We start from the raw sequence: 18,474 nt of genomic DNA on the forward strand, positions 1-18,474 counted from the left end.
TTATTCCTTCCGATGCCGGACAATCTGTCCGCCCAGACGGCGCCACCCGCGTCGCCTACCATCGTCGTCACCGCCGAACGCTCGCTCGACACGAGTGCCGGGGCGGCCAGCCGCCTGCCCCTGTCGATCCGTGAAACCCCCGCCAGTATCGAAGTCCTGACCCAGGACGAACTCCAGAGGCGCGGCGTCCGCACGGCGCGCGAGGCGTTCGACCAGGTGGTCGGTGCGATTTCGGGCAATGTGCCGGGCAATCCGGCGGTCGTCGCGATGCGCGGCTTTTCGGGCAACACCGTCTCCATCCTGCAGGACGGGGTGCGGATCGCTGCCTCCACCATCACCCAGCGCGACAGCAATATCTGGCATTACGACCGGATCGAGGTGCTGAAAGGCCCCGCCTCCGTCCTCTATGGCGAAGGCGCGCTGGCGGGCGTCATCAACAAGGTCACGCGCAAGCCGGTGCTCGGCGAGCGCACGCTCGACCTGATGCTCTCGGGCGGCAGTTTCGACACGGTGTTTGCGGGCGGCGGCGTCAACTTGCCCGTGTCGCCCACCATCGCGGTGCGGGCAGACGCCAGTTACCAGCGATCCGACAGCCTGTACGATGTCGATCATAATGCCAGCGTGTCGACCGGGCTGACCGCCAGCGCGCTCTTTCTTCCGAGCGATCGCCTGTCGCTGCTGGTCGCGATCGATCATTTCGAGGATCGCTATGACGCGACCTATCAGGGCCTGCCGCTGATCCCCGCCCGCTATGCGCTTGACCCCAGCGATGCGGTGCGCAGCAGCGCCGGGCTGGTCGCCGACCGCAGCCTGCGGCAGCGCAACTACAACCCGCAGGGCGCATGGTCGGGCGCGAACGAGACGACGGTTCGCTCAAGGCTCGACTGGACGATCGGCGACGGCTGTACCGCCACGCTGGACCTGACCGGCTATACCGCCGACCGTGCCTTCCTGCTCGCCGATACGCAGAGCTTCGTCGCACCGAACGCCCGTTTTCCGGGTGGCAGCATCCGGCAAAGCTATCAGGATTTCCGCCACGACCATCATTTCTGGAATGTGCGTGGGGTCATCGGACGCGACGGACGGATCGCAGGGTTGCGCCACCGTTTCAGCCTGGGTGCCGAGTATAACGCGACGGACTTCACCAGCCTTCGGCAGCAGGCCCCGCTCGGCATCCTGCCCGATGTCGATCTGAGCAACCCCGCGCTGATCGTCGCGCCGACCTCGCCGAGCGTCTTTACGAGCGGCAATGTGACCTTCCGCTCGCGGCTGAAACAGGCAGCACTCTTTGCCGAGGATGCGGTCAACCTGACCGCGCGCTGGTTGCTCGTCGGCGGGGTGCGCTGGGACCATATCGCGCTCGACCGGGCGACGATCCAGAATGTCGGAGGCGCGACCGACCGCCATGCGCCGCGCTTCGATCCGGTGTCGTGGCGCGCGGGCACGACCTGGGACGCGGTGCGGGGTGTGACGCTCTATGCGCAATACACTACCGCCGTCTCGCCGGTGTCGACCATCCTGCTCGCCTCGATCGCCAATAGCCGCTTTCGACTGACCAAGGGCCATGCGGTCGAGGCGGGGTTCAAAGCAAGCGGCTGGGGCAACCGCGCGACGCTGACCGGCGCGGTCTATCGCATCGTCCAGTCGGACATCCTGACCCGCGACCCGACCAACCCGGCGTTGAGCGTTCAGGGCGGGCGGCAATCCTCGCGCGGGATCGAGCTCACCGGCGAGCTTCGCCCCTCGCCCCCGTTGCGGCTGACGGTGGGCGCATCCTGGACCGATGCGCGCTATGACCAGCTGTCGGAACTGGTCGGCGGCGTGCGGGTCGACCGTAGCGGCAACCGGCCGATCAACGTGCCGGACACGACGCTGTTCGCCTCCGCTTTCTATACGCTGCCGCACGACGTCACCTTGGGCGGTATCCTGCGACAGGCGGGCGGCTTCTATACCGACACGGCGAACAGTATCCATGTCGCGGGTCACACGCTGCTCGATGCCAGCCTGTCGGTGCCGGTCGGTCCGCACACCAGCGTGACGCTGCGCGGACGCAACCTGACCAACCGCTTCTACGGTGAGTATTCGGGCTACCCAAGCACCAACGTCTATATCGGCGCGCCGCGATCCTTCGACATCGCGCTGACGGCCCGGTTGTGAGGAACATGCCGATGACACCCGCTTCCCGCCACGCCGCCTTTCACCGGACCATCTGGCGCTGGCATTTCTGGGCCGGGCTGCTGATCGCGCCGATCCTGCTGATGCTCAGCCTGACCGGCGCCATCTATCTGTTTAACGACGAGCTGAACGACGCGATCTATCCAGAGCTGCGTTTCGTCGCTCCGCACCGCACCGATGTGCCGATGTCGCTTATGATCGAGGCCGCTCTTGCTGCCTATCCGGGCAGTGCGTCGCGCGTCGACATGCCGCAGACCAACGACCGCTCGGCAGTGGTCTTCGTCCAGCCGAACGAAGGACCGCCACGCCGCGTCTCGGTCGATCCCGGCACGGGACGGGTGCTGGGCAGCGTGGACTATGACCGCACGCTGGTCGGCTGGGCGGATGCCATGCACCGTTCCATATTGATGGGGGTGTTCGGCGAGCGGCTGGTCGAGCTGGCCGTCAGCTGGGCGCTGGTCCTGCTCGTCACCGGCGTCATCCTGTGGTGGCCGCGCGGGCGGTTCACGGCGGCGGGGACGCTCTGGCCGCGATGGCGGGGGCGCGGGCGACGCTTCTGGCGCGATCTGCACGGGCCGGTCGGCGTGTGGAGCATCGCGCTGATCGGCTTCCTGATCGTCACCGGCCTGCCCTGGGCGGGGGTCAGCGGGCCGCTGATCCACCGGGTCGGGGCGGCGCTGGGCATCGGTTATCCACCTTCCTTCCGGCAGTACAACATACCCCATAGCGTGCCGATGAAGACCGCCTTGGGGGATGCGCCCTGGACGCTGGAGGATGCTCCCATGCCCCGTTCGGCGATGGCCGCCATGGGCGGCGAACATGCCGATCACGGCCCGGAGATGCCCGGCGCCACCCACGACCCCGCCGTCATTGGCGGCACCGACCGGGTGACGGCGATCCTGCACGCGCATGGCTGGTCGGGCAGCTACCGCCTGTTCCTGCCCAAGGGCGCGGATGGAGTCTATACCGTCTTCACCTATCCCGACCGGCCGGTGGGGCAGAAGACGCTCTATATCGACCGCTACAGCTTCAGGCCCATCGGGCCGGAGGTGCGCTATGCCGATTATGGCATCGTCGGCCGCGCGGTGGAATCGGGTGTCCAGCTTCACATGGGCAATTATTTCGGCCGCGCGAACCAGTTGCTGATGCTGATCCCCTGCATCGCCATCTGGGTCCTGACGATCAGCGGCGTGGCGATGTGGTGGAAACGTCGCCCGGCCGGGCGGGTCGGCGCGCCGCCTGCGCTGTCGGGCGCGCGGGTCGGCGGGCTGCTTCTATCGCTGGTGGTGGCGGGGATCGCCCTGCCGCTGTTCGGCGCGTCGCTGGTCGTCATCGGCCTGCTCGACCGGGCCTTGCTCTGGAGCCGCCGCCGTCTCGCGATTGAACAGGCTTGAACGAAAGCCGTTATCCCACCGACCTTCGCAAAGGGATGACGGCCATGAAGAACAAAGGATTATCGCCATTGGTGGCGGGCGGTATCGCGACGGGTGTGCTCGGGCTGAGCGCGCTGATCGGGCGGCGTAACGCCCCCGATCCGTCGCACCCGCGCATCCGCCGCTGGTATGCGCGGCTCGACAAGCCGGGCTTCACCCCGCCCGACACGGTGTTCGGTGCGGTCTGGCCCGTGCTGGAGACCCTGGCGGCGGTCGGCGGCTATCGCCTGCTGCGCGCGGCCCCCTCGCCCGCGCGCAATACGTCGGTCGCACTGTGGCTGGGCAACAGCGCGATGATCGGCGGCTGGACCGAGCTGTTTTTCCGCGAACGGCGCACCGGCGCCAGCACCGCCGCCGCCGGAGCGATGGCGCTTAGTACCACCGCGCTCGCCGCCACCGCCTGGAAAGTCGATAGCCCCGCTTCGGTCAGCGTGATGCCGCTGGCGGCGTGGCTGGGCTTTGCGACCCTGCTGGCGGGGGAAGTGTGGCGTCGCAACGACAATCGATAGCAGAAACGCCCCAAACATGAACTTTAGATGAAGCCGGCATGAACTATTCCGCCTAGGAAACGTTCGGAGGCGATGCGGGGGAAAAGCAGCGCCATCTCGATTCTGACAGCCGGTTTCCTGGCGGGATGCAACACGCATCAATCCACGCTGGCGCCGTTCGGGGCGGATGCGGCCGATATTCGGCATCTTTTCATCATCATGCTAGTCGGCGCGGTGCTGATCGCGGGCGGTGTCGCGCTGCTGATGCGCCATGCCGTCCGAGCGCCTGAGGGATCGATCGACCATCGCAAGGGGATGCGGATCGTCCTGTGGCTGGGCGGTATCATCCCGACCGTCGTGCTGCTCGGCCTGCTCGCCTATTCGCTGCCCTATATGCGTCCTCGCCCGGCCTCGCCCGCCGACCTGACCATCGCGGTCGATGGCGAGCAATTCTGGTGGCGCGTCGCCTATGCGCCGCCGGGCCGAGCGCCCGTGCTGAGCGCCAATGAAATCCGCATCCCCACCGGCCGCACCGTCGCCTTTCGCCTGAGCGGCGGCGATGTGGTGCACAGCTTCTGGATACCGGGGCTGGCGGGCAAGATGGACATGATCCCCGGCCGCATCAACAGCCTGGTCGTGCGCGCCGACAAGTCCGGCCGCTATCGCGGGCAATGCGCCGAATTTTGCGGGCTGTCCCATGCGCTGATGGCGTTCGACGTCATCGCCATGCCGCCCGCCGCCTTCGACGCGTGGCTGGCCGAGCAGGCCCGTCCCGCCCGGCCGGGCGACGATGCCGGGGCACGCCTGTTCGCCGCGAACGGATGCGGCGGCTGCCATGGCATTGGGGGTGTCAACGCGCCCAGCCGGATCGGCCCCGACCTGACCCATTTCGGATCGCGCCGGACGCTGGCGGCGGGCATCCTGCCGATCACGGAGGCGAACGTCGCCGCCTTCATCCGCCACCCCGAAAAGACCAAGCCCGGCGTCCGAATGCCGTCCTTCCCCCAATTGTCGGATGATGAGGCGATCGCCCTCGCCCGCTATCTTCAGGGCCTGAAATGAGCCTCCACGCACAGGACGATCCCCAGCTTCGCGCCGCCCAGGAAGAGCGGCTGCGCGCGGTGTGGAAACCACCCAGCGGCCTGTTCCTGCGTTGGACCGACACCAACAATAACCGGGTCGGCGTCTGGTACACGCTGACCGCGTTCGGCTTCATGCTGTTCGCGGGCGTGCTGGCGCTGATCATGCGCACCCAGCTGGCGGTGCCCGACAACGATCTCGTCTCGGCGAATACCTTCAACCAGCTGTTCACGCTGCACGGCTCGATGATGATGTTCCTGTTCGCCGTCCCGATGTTCGAGGCGGTGTCGATCATCCTCCTGCCCCAGCTGCTCGGCGCGCGCGACCTGCCCTTTCCGCGCCTGTCGGCCTTTGGTTACTGGAGCTTCCTGATCGGCGGCGTGTTCGTCGGCGGCTCGATCTTCTTCAACGCCGCGCCGGATGGCGGCTGGTTCATGTATCCGCCGCTGACCACCCGAACCGACCTGTCGGGACTGGGCGCGGATATCTGGATGCTGGGCCTTTCCTTCATCGAGGTGTCGTCGGTGGCCGCCGCCGTCGAGCTGATCGTCGGCGTGCTGAAATGCCGCCCGCCCGGCATGCGGCTGAACCTGATGCCGCTCTATGCCTGGTATATCCTGGTCGTGGCGGTGATGATCCTGTTCGCTTTCCCGCCGCTGATCGCGGGCGACCTGTTGTTCGAGATGGAGCGGCTGCTCAACTGGCCGTTCTTCGACGCGGCGCGGGGCGGCGATCCGCTGCTGTGGCAGCACCTGTTCTGGATCTTCGGCCACCCGGAAGTCTATATCGTCTTCCTGCCCTCCATCGCGCTGTTCGCGATGATGATCCCGACCTTCGCGCAGCGCCACCTGCTCGGCTATCCGTGGATCGTGCTGGCCGCCGTCGGTACCGCCTTCCTGTCGTTCGGCCTGTGGGTGCACCACATGTTCGCGACCGGCCTGCCGAAGATCAGCCTGGCCTTTTTCTCCGCCGCCTCCGAAGCCGTCGCCATCCCGACCGGCGTTCAGATCTTCGCCTTCATCGCCACGCTCTGGGCGGGCAAGGTGAAGTGGTCGACGCCGCTCCTTTATGCGAGCGGAAGCCTGGCCGTGTTCGTCATCGGCGGGCTGACCGGGGTGATGGTGGCGGTGGCCCCCTTCGACTGGCAGGCCCACGATACCTATTTCATCGTTGCGCACCTGCACTACGTGCTGATCGGTGGCACGCTGCTGCCGCTGTTCGGCGGCCTTTATTATTACTGGCCGCTGATCACCGGCAAGAAACTGTCCGACCGGCTGGGGCGCATCGCCTTCTGGATCATGTTCGTCGGCATCAACCTGACCTTCTTCCCGATGCATCTTTCGGGGCTGGAGGGGATGCCGCGTCGCGTCTTCACCTATCCGGAAGAACTGGGCATCGGCTGGCTCAACCTCGCCTCGACCGCCGGTTCCTATATGTTCGCGGCCGGGGTCGCAGTGCTGGTCGTCGACCTGATGCTCTCGCCGACGCGGCCCAAGTCGCCGCGCAATCCGTGGAACGCGGGCACGCTGGAATGGCTGGCGCACCCGGATGACGAGGATTGGGGCATCCGCTCGGTGCCCTTGGTCGAGAGCCGCTATCCGATCTGGGACCAGAAGAACTTCGTCGCCAAGGTCGATGAAGGCCGCTTCTTCCTGCCCGATGCCGAGGAAGGCCGCCGCGAGACGATCATCACCTCGGTCCTCGACGCCAAGCCCGTCTCGGTGATCCGGTTGGGCACGCCCAGCGTCAAGCCGATGCTGACCGCCGTCGCGCTGGGCAGCGTGTTCATCCTGACCACCTATCACCTCTATCTGGTCGCGGCGCTGGGCGGCGTGGTGACGCTGGGCTGCATCTTGTGGTGGCTGTGGGACACCGCCGAAATTCCGGAAAAGCCCGAAAAGCCGATTGGCCACGGCATGAAGCTGCCGCTCTATATCTCCGGCCCCGCCGCGCCCGGCTGGTGGGCGATGTTCATTACCATGATGGCCGACGCCACCGCCTTTTCGGGGCTGGTCTTCGGCTATTATTTCTATTGGACGATCCATCCCGATTTCGGCGCGGGGTTCGACGGGCCGGGTAGCGGCGGGCCGCTGATGGCACTGGCCCTGTCGCTGGCGAGTTGGGCTGCAACGCTGAGCGCACGCGAGCTTCATGGCTGGGGTTCGGTGAATGCCGCGCGCGGGATGCTGGTCGCGGGCGCCGTCACCGCGATCGCGAGCCTGTTTGCGGGCCTGCGCTGCCTGGAAGGTCTGGACCCGGAGGCTAATGTCTATCCGGCCATCGTCTGGGTGCTGGTCGTCTGGACCGTCGTCCATGCCGCCGTCGCCGCGATCATGCAGCTCTATACGCTGGCGCGCAGCATCGCGAGCAAGATGACGCCGACGCATGACGCGGACGTCCGCAACATCACCGTCTACATGCATTTCTTCGCGCTGACCGCGATCGTCACCTATCTGACCATCGGCCTGTTTCCGGAGACGGGGTTATGAAGCGCTGGCTGAAGCGCGCGCATCGCCTGCGCGTCACCCTCTGGACGCTGATCGTGCCGCCGACGACCTGGGCGGTGCATTTCCTCTTCTCCTATCTCTGGGTCGCGATCAGTTGCGAGCGGATCGGCGTGTGGGCGCTGTTCCCCACCGCCTTTGCGATCGGGACGGTCGTCGCGCTGATCGTCATCCTCGCCTCGGGGCTGATCGCGTGGCAGCAGTCGCGCACGCCGGGCGACCCGCCGCCGCATAACGAGGGCACCGACATCGATCGGCTGCGCTTCCTGGCCTATTCGACGATGTTGCTGGCGGCCTTGAGCTTCGTTGCGGTGATCTTCACCGCGATGCCGGTCCTCATGCTGGGCGATTGCCGGTGAAGCGCAGCTGGTTGATGCTGGGGCTGGCGCTGTTGTCGGTCGGCTGGGCGTTCAGCAGCTGGGGCATGACCGGGCATATGGTCGCGCATATGATTGCGGTCGCGGTCGCCGCACCGCCGATCGCGCTGGGGCTTCAGGGCGCGCGTTTCGATCCGGCGGTCCGCCTACCCCGGCTCGCCACCCCGCTGACCGCCGCGCTGGTCGAGGCAGTGGTGGTCTGGGGCTGGCACGTCCCGGCGCTGCGGCGGCTGGCCGACCATGGGCTACCCTGGCTGATCACCGAGCAGGCGAGTTTCCTGGCGGTCGGCCTGTTGCTCTGGGCCGCCGTGCTCGCGCCGCGGCACCGGGCCGCCGGCGTTGCCGCTTTGCTCGTGACGTCGATGCACATGACCCTGCTCGGCGCGCTGATCGGCCTCGCCCCGCGCCCGCTCTACAGCCACCACGATATGGGGGCGCTGGCAGATCAGCAAATGGCGGGAGTCGTCATGCTGCTCGTCGGCGGTATCGCCTATCTGTGCGGCGGGCTGGCGATGCTGGCGCACCTGCTCCAGGCCAAAGAGGAGGCGCACGCATGACGATCCGCATCACCTGGAAGCGGGCTATTGCGGCCCTACTCGGTCTGGCACTGCTCGGCATGGGCCTCGCCTGGTCGGGCGTCATCAACCTGGCCGCCTCCAGCGGGCATTGGGCGATCACCGACTGGTTCCTCCACTGGGCGATGCGCAATTCGGTGCGCACCCATGCCGCCTTCACCGCGCCGAAGGACCCCGCCGACGCAAGCGGGCTGGTGAGCGCGGCCGGGCATTTCGCCAATAGCTGTGCGGTCTGTCACGGAGCACCGGGCCAGAAGCCCGCCCCCGTGATGCAGGCTGCGACCCCGCCCGCGCCCGACCTGTCGGTCAATGCCCGCGAATGGACCGACAAGCAGCTGTTCTGGATCCTCCAGCACGGCGTCAAATATACCGGCATGCCCGCCTGGGCCGTGCAGGACCGCAAGGACGAGGTGCGCCGCATGGTCGCCTTCGTCCGCCGCCTGCCCGACATGACGCCCGCCCAATATCGTGCGCTGGTCGCCGAGGCTTCGCCCGCTATCGATCCCGACAAGTGCACCGGATGCCATGGCACCGATGGTCGGGGTCGCGGCGCGCCCGACATTCCGGTCCTGGGCGGCCAGCGCCCCGAATATCTGCTCGCCGCACTCAAGGGCTATGCCAATGGCACCCGGTCGAGCGCGGTGATGCAGCAGGTTGCGATGCGCATGGCGCCCGCCGACATGGAGGCCGCCGCCCGCCGTTTCGCCGCGATGCCGGGGCTGGGTGCGAAGCCTGCGGGCGATCCGGCAGCGGCGCAGATCGTCGAGCGCGGGTTGCCCGACAAGCAACTTCCCGCCTGTGTCAGCTGCCACACGCCCGGCAAACCCTATCCCGTGATCGCCGGACAGCGGGCCAGCTATATCGCCGCGCGCCTGCGCCATTGGCAGGGCGACAAGAACATCGTCGACGCGCGCAAGAGCCACGCGACCATGCCCGTCATCGCGCGGCGTATCCCGAAGGACATGATCGATCCGATCGCGCGTTATCTGGCGGGGGATGGGGCGGGGGGGCGCTAACAAAGCCAGGCCACCCCTACCCTTCCCACTCGCTAACGCGGGCGGGCCCCTTCCCTCTCCCATTGGGAGAGGGGGGAGGCGCGAAAGCGCCGGAAGGGTGAGGGTAGCCCTTATCAGTAACAGAAGGTCTTGCGCCCCTCAGGCACTCGCCGCCCAGGCCGGTTCCTCCGGCAAATGCCCCGGCGGCAGGCAGCGGAAGCCCGGCCGTGCGATCAGATAGCCCTGCATGTACCGCACGCCCAGCGCCCGCAGCGCGTCATATTCGCCGATCGTCTCGACCCCTTCGGCGATGATCGCGATGCCCATCTTCTCCGCGATCCGCATCACGCCCTCAATGATCATGCGGCGGGGCATGGCCTGGTCGATGCCCCGGATCAGCGCCATGTCGAGCTTGATGTAATCCGTCCGGACCTGGCCCAGCAGCGTCAACCCGGCATGGCCCGCGCCGAAATCGTCGATCGCGGTGCCGAAGCCCATATGGTGATAGGTGTCTAGGATGGTCTTCAAATGTTCGCCGTCGCCCATATCGGCCTGTTCGGAAAACTCGAAGATCAGCCGCTCATGGGGCACGTTCAGCCGCCTTATGGCGTCCAGCGTCAGCACCAGACAGGCGAGCGGGGAATAGACGGTGTCGGGCAAGAAATTGATCGACAGCCGCGCACCGCCGTCGAGCAGCCCCGCCGCCACCGCGCCCTCGATCGCGGCGACCCGGCATTGCTGGTCGAAGTCGTAGCGTTCCTCGGGCCTGATCCGCGTCAGGATATCGCCGGCGCCCTCGCCCTTGCTGCCCCGGACCAGCGCTTCATAGGCGATGGGTCGTCCCGTCTCGACATCCATGATCGGCTGAAACGCCATCGCGATGGCGAAGGCCGGATGATCGGGACAAAAGCTGCGATACCCAGGCTGCATGACAGTCTCCTTTGCCGATGAGCATAAGGAGAGGCGGCTAAAGGCCCGTTAAATTGTCAGGCATTCGGCAAATAATTGCCGAAAGGAGAAAAGGCATGCCGATCATACAGTTCACCATTCCTTCCCGACCCCTAGGCCGTTGGAAAGAATGGTGGGCGCGACAGGGATTGAACCTGTGACCCCACCCGTGTGAAGGGTGTGCTCTACCGCTGAGCTACGCGCCCGTAACCGGGAGACGGGCCTTTAGGCGGCGACTCGCCGCCTGTCCAGCCCGAAAATTCGGATTTAGTTGACCGAGTCCTTCAGCAGCTTGCCCGGCTTGAACTTGGGCTGCGACGACGCCTTGATGGTCATCGGCTCGCCGGTGCGCGGGTTACGGCCGGTCGAGGCCTTGCGCTTGGAGACCGAGAAGGTACCGAAACCGACCAGACGGACTTCATCGCCCTTTTTCAGCGCGGCGGTGATCGACTCGAACACGGCGTCGACCGCCTTGACCGCATCGCCGCGAGCCAGGCCCGAGGAGTCGGCGACGGTGGCGATCAGCTCCTGCTTGTTCATTCCATAACCCCCTATGATCTCGACGAATAACCAGACGGACTCGGTGCCGCCCAAATATTAAAGGACCGATAATGACGCGGCAGGCGGTGCTGTCAAACCCCGTCATTACCCAAAGCGAACGATGGCGCAAACAGAAGTGCGTGTCATTATCACGACAAGGACGAAAAAGGCCGCCGATCCCTCGACCGGCGGCCCTTCGCTTGCGACGATCAGTGGTGGCGTTCGCCTCCCACTGCCGGGATCGCGGCGGGCGGCAGCGCCGCCAGTTCGTCCGCATCGGTCCAGTCGATCGCCTCTAAAGGCTCGACCAAGGTCAGGCGAAGCACCTCGTCGACATGGGCGACGGGCACGATCTTCAGCCCGTTCAGGATGTTGGCCGGGATATCCGCCAGATCCTTCTCATTCTCCTGCGGGATCAGAACAGTGGTGATCCCCCCCCGCAGCGCCGCGAGCAGCTTTTCCTTCAGGCCACCGATCGGCAGCACGCGGCCGCGCAGCGTGACCTCGCCGGTCATCGCCACATCCTTGCGCACCGCGATGCCGGTCAGCGTCGACACGATCGATGTGACGAGGCCGATGCCCGCCGACGGACCATCCTTGGGCACCGCGCCCTCGGGCAGATGGATATGGATGTCCTTGCGGTGGAACAGCGACGGCTTGATCCCGAAGCTGGGGCTGCGCGCCTGGACGAAGCTGAAGGCGGCCTGGACCGATTCCTTCATCACATCGCCCAGCTTGCCAGTGGTCTTCACCTGGCCCTTGCCCGGCACCGTCACCGATTCGATGGTCAGCAATTCGCCGCCCACCTCGGTCCAGGCGAGGCCCGTGACCGCGCCGATCTGATCCTCCTGCTCGGACAGGCCGTGGCGATACTTCTGGATGCCTGCGAACTCGTGCAGGTTTTCCGGCGTGATCGTCACCGACGTCGCCTTGCCCTCCAGGATCTGGCGCAGCGCCTTGCGGGCGAGGCGCGCAATCTCACGCTCCAGGGTACGCACGCCCGCCTCGCGGGTGTAGCGCTGGATCAGGGCGCGCAGGCCCTCCTGGGTCAGGGTGAACTCGCCGTCCTTCAGACCGTGCGTCTCGACCTGCTTGGCGACCAGATGCCGCTCGGCGATCTCGACCTTTTCGTCCTCGGTATAGCCCTCCAGCCGGATGATCTCCATGCGGTCGAGCAAAGGCTGCGGCAGGTTCAGCGTGTTCGCGGTGCACACGAACATCACGTCCGACAGATCGATGTCGATCTCCAGATAGTGATCGTTGAACTTGGCGTTCTGTTCGGGGTCGAGCACCTCCAGCAGTGCCGAGGCGGGGTCACCACGGAAATCCTGGCCCAGCTTGTCGATCTCGTCGAGCAGGAACAACGGGTTGCCGGTGCCAGCCTTTTTCAGATTGGTCACGATCTTGCCCGGCAGCGAGCCGATATAGGTGCGGCGGTGGCCGCGAATCTCGGCCTCGTCGCGCACACCGCCCAGCGACTGGCGGATGAACTCGCGTCCGCACGCCTTGGCGATCGACTGGCCCAGCGAGGTCTTGCCGACGCCCGGCGGGCCGACGAGGCACAGGATCGGTCCCTTCAGCTTGTTGGTGCGCGCCTGAACGCCGAGATATTCGACGATCCGGTCCTTCACCTTTTCCAGCGCATAGTGATCCTGATCAAGGATCGCCTGCGCCGCCGCAATGTCTTTCTTGACCTTGGACTTCTTGCCCCAGGGCAGGCCGAGCAGGACGTCCAGGTAATTGCGCACGACCGTCGCCTCGGCGCTCATGGGCGCCATGGTCTTCAGCTTCTTCAGCTCGGCGGTCGCCTTGGTGCGCGCTTCCTTCGACAGCTTCAGCGTCGCGATCTTCTGAGTCAGCTCGGCGATCTCGTCGCCGTCGCCGTCCTCACCCTCATTGCCCAGCTCGCGCTGGATCGCCTTGAGTTGCTCGTTGAGATAATATTCGCGCTGCGTCTTCTCCATCTGACGCTTGACGCGGCTCTTGATCTTCTTCTCGACCTGCAGGACGCCGAGTTCGCCCTCCATCAGGGCATAGGCCATCTCCAGCCGCTTGGCCGGATCGGTTTCCACCAGCAATGCCTGCTTGTCGGCGACCTTGACCGAGATGTTCGCGGCGACCGCATCGGCCAGCTGCGAGGCATCCTCGATCTCCGCCAGCTGGACCGCCGTTTCGGCGGGCAGCTTGCGGTTGAGCTTGGCGTAATTCTCGAACTGGTCGACCACCGAGCGCATCAGCGCGGCGATCTGTGCCTTGACGTCATGCTCCTGCTCTTCGAGCGCGGCTTCGTCGGCCTCTACCGGCGTCGCGTCGATGGTCGCGGTCAGATGGGTGCCCGATTCGACCAGCTCGACCAGGCGGCCGCGCGTCTTGCCCTCGACCAGCACGCGGACCGTGCCGTCGGGCAGCTTGAGCAGTTGCAGGACACTGGCGGTCACGCCGATCTCGTATAAATCCTCGCGCGAGGGATCGTCCTCGGCCGGATCGAGCTGGGCGACCAGGAAAATTTCCTTGTCCGCCGCCATCGCCGCTTCCAGGGCCGCAACCGATTTGTCGCGGCCGACGAACAGGGGCACGATCATGTGCGGGAAGACGACGATGTCACGCAGCGGGAGGACGGGATAGGTCTGGTTCATGCAAACTCCGGTGGCCCTGATCGGGGCCTCTTCGCATCTATATATGGGGAGGGTTGCCGATCCATCAATTCCCGGTGCGACAAGCCGCGAAAGGATGGCTTGCCAAGCCCGGCGGCTTACGCAAAAACCTTCGACATGGATCGTATACGGAATGCCGCTCTAGCGCTGCTCGCCTCCACGTTTCTCTGTGCCGCGCCGTCCGGCGCCCAGACGCCTAAGGCCTTGCCGGGCAAGGGAGAGCCGCCGCTGACCGCGCAGACCATGATCTCCGGCGGCGTCCGCCCGCCCGAACAGCTCGCCGTCCGCTTCGACCGCGCCGACCTGTCGTTCGAGGTGCTGCCCGATACCGAAGAGTTGAACGGCATTGCGGTGCTGGACTTTACCGCAAAGTCGCCGCTGGCCCGGCTGGTGGTCGATCTGGACAGAAATCTGCCGGTCAAGGCGATCGTGATCGACGGCAAGCCGCTGAAAGCCGGCGCCTGGTCCAACCCGGAGGGTCAGTTGGTCATCACCCTGCCCCGCCCGCTCAAGGCCGGGCAGAAGGTCAGCGCGAAAATCACCTATGGCGGCACGCCCCATGTCGCGGTGCGAGCGCCCTGGGATACCGGCGTCGTCTGGGCCAAGACGCCCGACGGGCGGCCATGGTTCGCGACCACCGATCAGGGCTATGGCTGCGACCTGCTCTGGCCGTGCCTCGACTATCCGATGGGCGAGCCGGGGCTCGTCACGCTCCACATCACGGTGCCCAAGGGGTTGAAGGCCCCATCCAACGGCGTGTTGCTGGGCGTCGATACGCTGCCCGATGGGCGGACCCGGTGGAACTGGCGGACGAAGCATCCGAACACCTATGCCATCTCGCTGACCGTCGGTCCCTATGAGGTGGTCGAGGGCAAGTATAAGAGCCGCTTCGGCAACACGATCCCGATGTTCTACTGGTATCTGCCGGGCGAGAAGGAGAAGGCGGAAGGGCTGTTCGCCGAATTCGCGCCGACGCTGGATTTCTTCGAGTCGACGGTCGGCCCCTTCCCCTTCGGCGACGAGAAGCTGGGTGTGGTCGAGACCCCGCACAAGGGGATGGAGCACCAGACCATCAACGCGTACGGCAATGAATATGCCAAGGCGCCCGAGGGCTTTGACTGGCTGTTCCAGCATGAGTTCAGCCATGAGTGGTTCGGCAACCAGCTGACCAATGTCGACTGGGACGATTTCTGGCTGCACGAGGGCTATGGCAGCTATATGCAGCCCTCCTATGGCCGCTGGCGCGAGGGCGAGGCGCGCTATGCGGTGATGATGGACGCGCAGCGCGGGCAGATCGCGAACAAGTCGCCCATCGTCCACGACCGCAGCATGACCGAACAGGATGTCTATGAAGAGGCCAAGGGCGGCCCCGGCCTGGACATCTATATGAAGGGGTCGTGGATGCTGCACACGCTCCACAACCTGATCGGGGACAAGGCGTTCTGGGACGTGACGCGGCTGGCCGTCTATGGCCGCACCGATCCCAAGCCGGGAAATTTCACGCCGCGCTATGGCTCGACCAAGGAATATGAAGGCTTCGTCCGGCAGGTGACGGGCAAGGATTATGGCTGGTTCTTCGACGTCTATCTCCGTCAGGCGGCGCTGCCCGAGATCGTCGAGACGCGCAGTGGGGGCCAGCTGACGCTGACGTGGAAGGTGCCGGGTGGCGGGCCTTTCCCGCTGCCGGTCGAGGTGCAGGTCGGCGACAAGGTCGAAACGCTGCCGATGACGGACGGCACCGGCACGCTGACAGTGCCTGCGGACGCGCATGTGGTGGTCGATCCCTGGGCGAAGGTGCTGAAGCGCTCCGTCGCGATCGAGCAGTTCCGGGCGTGGAAGGCGGAACAGGCGGCGAGGAAGAAGGCCAATTAACGGCCATCCCATTACCCACCTCCGTTCGCACTGAGCGAAGTCGAAGTGCACGCCCCGAGCCAATGTTCTTGGCGGCGTTCATCCCGCGGCCTTTGACTTCGCTCAGGCTGAACGGAGGGTGGGTCCAGGGAGTTGGCATCTACGGAACGGAGGTCGAGTTTACGGCACGACCGTCACGAAGAGATACGCCGCAAAGATCACCAGATGCACCGCGCCGCCCAGCACGGTCGTCCGCCCATTGCCCAGCGTCAGCGTGATGGTGAACAGCGACAGGACCAGCAGGATCATCTGCTTGGCCCCGATCCCCAGTGCCAGCGGCAGGCCCAGCATCAGCGACACGATCGCCACCGCCGGAATGGTCAGCCCGATGGTCGCCAGTGCCGAGCCCAGCGCGAGGTTCAGGCTGGTCTGAAGCCGGTTCCGCTTGGCCGCCCGGTACGCCGCCAGGCTCTCGGGCGCCAGCACCAGCGCCGCGATCACCACGCCGACGATGGCCAGCGGCAGGCCCGCCCCCAAGATCGCCGCCTCGACGATGCCCGACAGCCCCTTGGCCAGCAGGACCACCCCAACAAGCGCGACCAGCAGCATGCCGAGCGCCGCCCAAGCCGCCGCATTGGTCGGCGGCTCGGCATGGGCATCGGCGGGCATGTCCTCGTCGGCGGGCAGGAAGTAATCGCGGTGCCGCACCGTCTGCACCATCACGAAGGTGCCATAGAGGATGACGCTGACGATCGCGACGAAGACCAGTTGCGACGTCGCATAGGTCGGCCCCGGCGCGGACGAAACGTAGTTGGGCAGGACCAGCGACAGCACCACCATCGCCGTCAGCACGTTGAGCGACGAACTGGCCCCCCGCAGCGAAAAGCGCTGCTCGCCATGTTGGAATCCCCCGGCGAGCAGGCACAGCCCGACGATACCGTTCAGGATAATCATGATCGCCGCGAACACCGTGTCGCGCGCCAGGCTGGACGCGTCGCCCGCATCGGACAGCATCAGGCTGACGATCAGCGACACCTCGATCACCGTCACCGCGACCGCCAGGACCAGCGTTCCGAACGGCTCGCCGACCCGGTGCGCCACGACCTCCGCCTGATGGACCGCCGACAACACGCAGCCGAACAGGATCACGGCGGCTACGACCACCCCGACCGTCCCCATTGTGTAGAGCGACACCGCGATAGCGAGCAGGCCCAGGATTGGGAACACCAGGGTCCACCAGGGCATCAGCAAACGCTGGAGCAGCGCGCGCTTCTGTCCGGCGGTGACGATGGCGTCGGGTTCGCTCATGGCTGGTTTCTTCTCCTCAACGTGACGGGGATAATGACATCCCTGTCATGCCAATGCGCCAACCGCCCTGTTGGGTCCCGACGCGAACAGATTCGTTGCGATAGGACAACAACTGCCCTCACCCTTCCCTCTCCCGCTGGGAGAGGGAGGCGCAAAGCGCCGGAAGGGTGAGGGTCGCTAGGCCAACGCCGCATTCTCCACCCTGTAACGCAGCCAGACCTCACCATCCGGCAGCACCTCGTGATGGGTCAGCATCAGCCCGGTCAGCGGTGCGGGCGTATCCGCGTCCTGATCCGCCGAATGGAACAGGCTGGGCGCGCCCGCCGCACCGTCGATCGCGGGGCAGAGCGCCATGCTGATCTCATCGATCAGCCCGGCGCGCAAGAATTCGCCATTCGCCGTACCCCCGCCCTCGACCAGCAGGGTCTTTACACCTAGTTCCCGGTTCAGAATTTCGGGAACCGCGCGCAGGTCGATCGTCTCCGCGCCCGCAAACATATAGGACACCCCGTCGCCACGCAGCCCGGCCAGATGCGCATCCGACACCGCCTCGGTCAGGATGACGACGATCGGATCGCCACCAATATCGCTTCGGCCCCAGACGATCTTGCCCTGTTCGTCCAGCACGACGCCGAACGCGTCGGCCTCACGGGTCGCGAACCAGTTTTGACGCGGGAAGCTCTCGTCCGTATCAGGATAACGGTCGCCCTTGGCGAATTCCTGCCCCGTTACCCGTCCGACGATCCACGCGTCGCCGCCGATCCGGTCGTGCAGGTCCTCGAAGAGTTCACCGGGCTTGTAGCTCTCGGGCCGCCAACGGCTTTGCAGGATGCGCCCGTCGAGGCTGCAAATCATGTGGCAGATCATATGGGGTTTCATCGCGGCATCTCCTGTTCGGAGCGGCAACGCGTCGACAGAGCCCAATATCCTCCCCTGTAAGGGGAGGAATGTTTATAGCCCGCCGACCGGCCGGATCATCGACCAGAAGCGTGGACCGCCCTTGGGCACCGACCATTCCCCGGTCAGTTGGAAGCCCAGCCGCGCATAAAGCCCGACATTGCTCTCGGTCGCCGTCTCCAGATAGGCGGGCACGCCATCGGCATCGCACCGGGCCAGCCCGGCCCGGATCGATGCACCGCCCAACCCCCGTCCCTGCCGCGCCGGATCGACGCCCGCGATATGCAGATACCAGAAAGGCCCGCTCGGGAAATGTGCCTCGATCGCATCGCCCAGCCGCATCGCGCGGGGCAGTGACGCCCCCAGCGCGTGCAGCACCGGGATCAGCCGCCGGACAAAGGCCATGGTCGGCACATGCGCCTGCCCCGGCGGTCGCCAGAAGGTCCCGGCATCCGCCGCGTCGCTGACCAACCGCATCCCCACCGCGTCACTGTCGAACAGTAGCGCAAACAGGCGCGGCAAGCGCTTCGCCCGGTCGGCCGCATCGGGAAAGATATAGGACATGGCTGGATCGTCGGCAAAGGCGCGGCCCAGCATCATCGCCACCGCCGCCCGGTCGCCGGCTCCCGCCTCACGCATCGTCACCATC

General features: G+C 66.0%; 15 protein-coding genes and 1 tRNA gene. 9 read left to right on the top strand and 7 right to left on the bottom strand.

The genetic code is table 11. From position 1 onward, the window contains the following. Window positions 1-12: 12 nt before the first annotated feature. From KV697_RS05230 to KV697_RS05265, 8 genes are all read left to right on the top strand, one after another. Window positions 13-2,157 carry a TonB-dependent receptor gene (locus tag KV697_RS05230; RefSeq protein WP_219020381.1) on the top strand — a complete coding sequence of 715 codons (2,145 nt, stop codon included), beginning with the start codon at window positions 13-15 and terminating at the stop codon, window positions 2,155-2,157. 11 nt (window positions 2,158-2,168) lie between these two features. Next, window positions 2,169-3,569, top strand: coding sequence for a PepSY-associated TM helix domain-containing protein (locus tag KV697_RS05235; RefSeq protein ID WP_257575624.1), 1,401 nt, complete (start codon window positions 2,169-2,171; stop codon window positions 3,567-3,569). Window positions 3,570-3,613: 44 nt separating this feature from the next. Beyond that, window positions 3,614-4,117, top strand: a complete 504-nt coding sequence (locus KV697_RS05240) for a TspO/MBR family protein (protein ID WP_219020383.1) — start codon at window positions 3,614-3,616, stop codon at window positions 4,115-4,117. Between the two features lie 72 nt (window positions 4,118-4,189). Then, window positions 4,190-5,158, top strand: a complete 969-nt coding sequence (gene coxB, locus KV697_RS05245) for a cytochrome c oxidase subunit II (RefSeq protein WP_219020384.1) — start codon at window positions 4,190-4,192, stop codon at window positions 5,156-5,158. Further along, entirely contained in the window at window positions 5,155-7,665 is a 2,511-nt protein-coding gene (gene ctaD, locus KV697_RS05250) for a cytochrome c oxidase subunit I (RefSeq protein WP_219020385.1), read from the top strand. Before coxB ends, ctaD begins: the two co-directional genes overlap by 4 nt. Beyond that, on the top strand, window positions 7,662-8,039 hold the full coding sequence (locus KV697_RS05255) for a hypothetical protein (protein WP_219020386.1): 378 nt from the start codon (window positions 7,662-7,664) through the stop codon (window positions 8,037-8,039). Before ctaD ends, KV697_RS05255 begins: the two co-directional genes overlap by 4 nt. After that, the gene (locus KV697_RS05260; protein ID WP_219020387.1) at window positions 8,036-8,614 is read left to right on the top strand and encodes a cytochrome c oxidase assembly protein; all 579 of its coding nucleotides are present in this window, start codon (window positions 8,036-8,038) and stop codon (window positions 8,612-8,614) included. The genes KV697_RS05255 and KV697_RS05260 overlap by 4 nt, the downstream gene beginning before the upstream one ends. Further along, window positions 8,611-9,648, top strand: coding sequence for a c-type cytochrome (locus KV697_RS05265; RefSeq protein ID WP_219020388.1), 1,038 nt, complete (start codon window positions 8,611-8,613; stop codon window positions 9,646-9,648). Before KV697_RS05260 ends, KV697_RS05265 begins: the two co-directional genes overlap by 4 nt. 138 nt (window positions 9,649-9,786) lie before the next feature. Here the strand turns inward: KV697_RS05265 and KV697_RS05270 are convergent, their stop codons facing one another. From KV697_RS05270 to lon, 4 genes are all read right to left on the bottom strand, one after another. Next, complete coding sequence (locus tag KV697_RS05270; protein WP_257575625.1) at window positions 9,787-10,557, bottom strand: EAL domain-containing protein; 771 nt, start codon at window positions 10,555-10,557, stop codon at window positions 9,787-9,789. Between the two features lie 149 nt (window positions 10,558-10,706). Next, window positions 10,707-10,781: transfer RNA gene (locus KV697_RS05275), tRNA-Val, on the bottom strand. A 61-nt stretch (window positions 10,782-10,842) separates the two neighbouring features. Then, entirely contained in the window at window positions 10,843-11,115 is a 273-nt protein-coding gene (locus KV697_RS05280) for an HU family DNA-binding protein (RefSeq protein WP_042489856.1), read from the bottom strand. Between the two features lie 209 nt (window positions 11,116-11,324). After that, window positions 11,325-13,751: an endopeptidase La gene (gene lon / locus KV697_RS05285; protein WP_219020389.1), complete on the bottom strand. Its 2,427-nt coding sequence runs from the start codon at window positions 13,749-13,751 to the stop codon at window positions 11,325-11,327. A 135-nt stretch (window positions 13,752-13,886) separates the two neighbouring features. On the opposite strand from lon, the gene KV697_RS05290 reads away from it, so the two are divergent. Continuing rightward, on the top strand, window positions 13,887-15,641 hold the full coding sequence (locus KV697_RS05290; protein ID WP_219020390.1) for a M1 family metallopeptidase: 1,755 nt from the start codon (window positions 13,887-13,889) through the stop codon (window positions 15,639-15,641). Window positions 15,642-15,800: 159 nt separating this feature from the next. On the opposite strand, the gene KV697_RS05295 is transcribed toward KV697_RS05290, so the two are convergent. From KV697_RS05295 to KV697_RS05305, 3 genes are all read right to left on the bottom strand, one after another. Beyond that, window positions 15,801-16,928: a calcium:proton antiporter gene (locus tag KV697_RS05295; RefSeq protein WP_257575626.1), complete on the bottom strand. Its 1,128-nt coding sequence runs from the start codon at window positions 16,926-16,928 to the stop codon at window positions 15,801-15,803. A gap of 177 nt (window positions 16,929-17,105) precedes the next feature. After that, on the bottom strand, window positions 17,106-17,807 hold the full coding sequence (locus tag KV697_RS05300; protein ID WP_219020391.1) for a RibD family protein: 702 nt from the start codon (window positions 17,805-17,807) through the stop codon (window positions 17,106-17,108). Window positions 17,808-17,879: 72 nt separating this feature from the next. After that, window positions 17,880-18,473 carry a GNAT family N-acetyltransferase gene (locus KV697_RS05305; protein WP_219020392.1) on the bottom strand — a complete coding sequence of 198 codons (594 nt, stop codon included), beginning with the start codon at window positions 18,471-18,473 and terminating at the stop codon, window positions 17,880-17,882. Between the last annotated feature and the right edge of the window lies 1 nt (window position 18,474).

This window comes from Sphingomonas sanguinis (genome assembly GCF_019297835.1).
GTDB lineage: Bacteria > Pseudomonadota > Alphaproteobacteria > Sphingomonadales > Sphingomonadaceae > Sphingomonas > Sphingomonas sanguinis_D.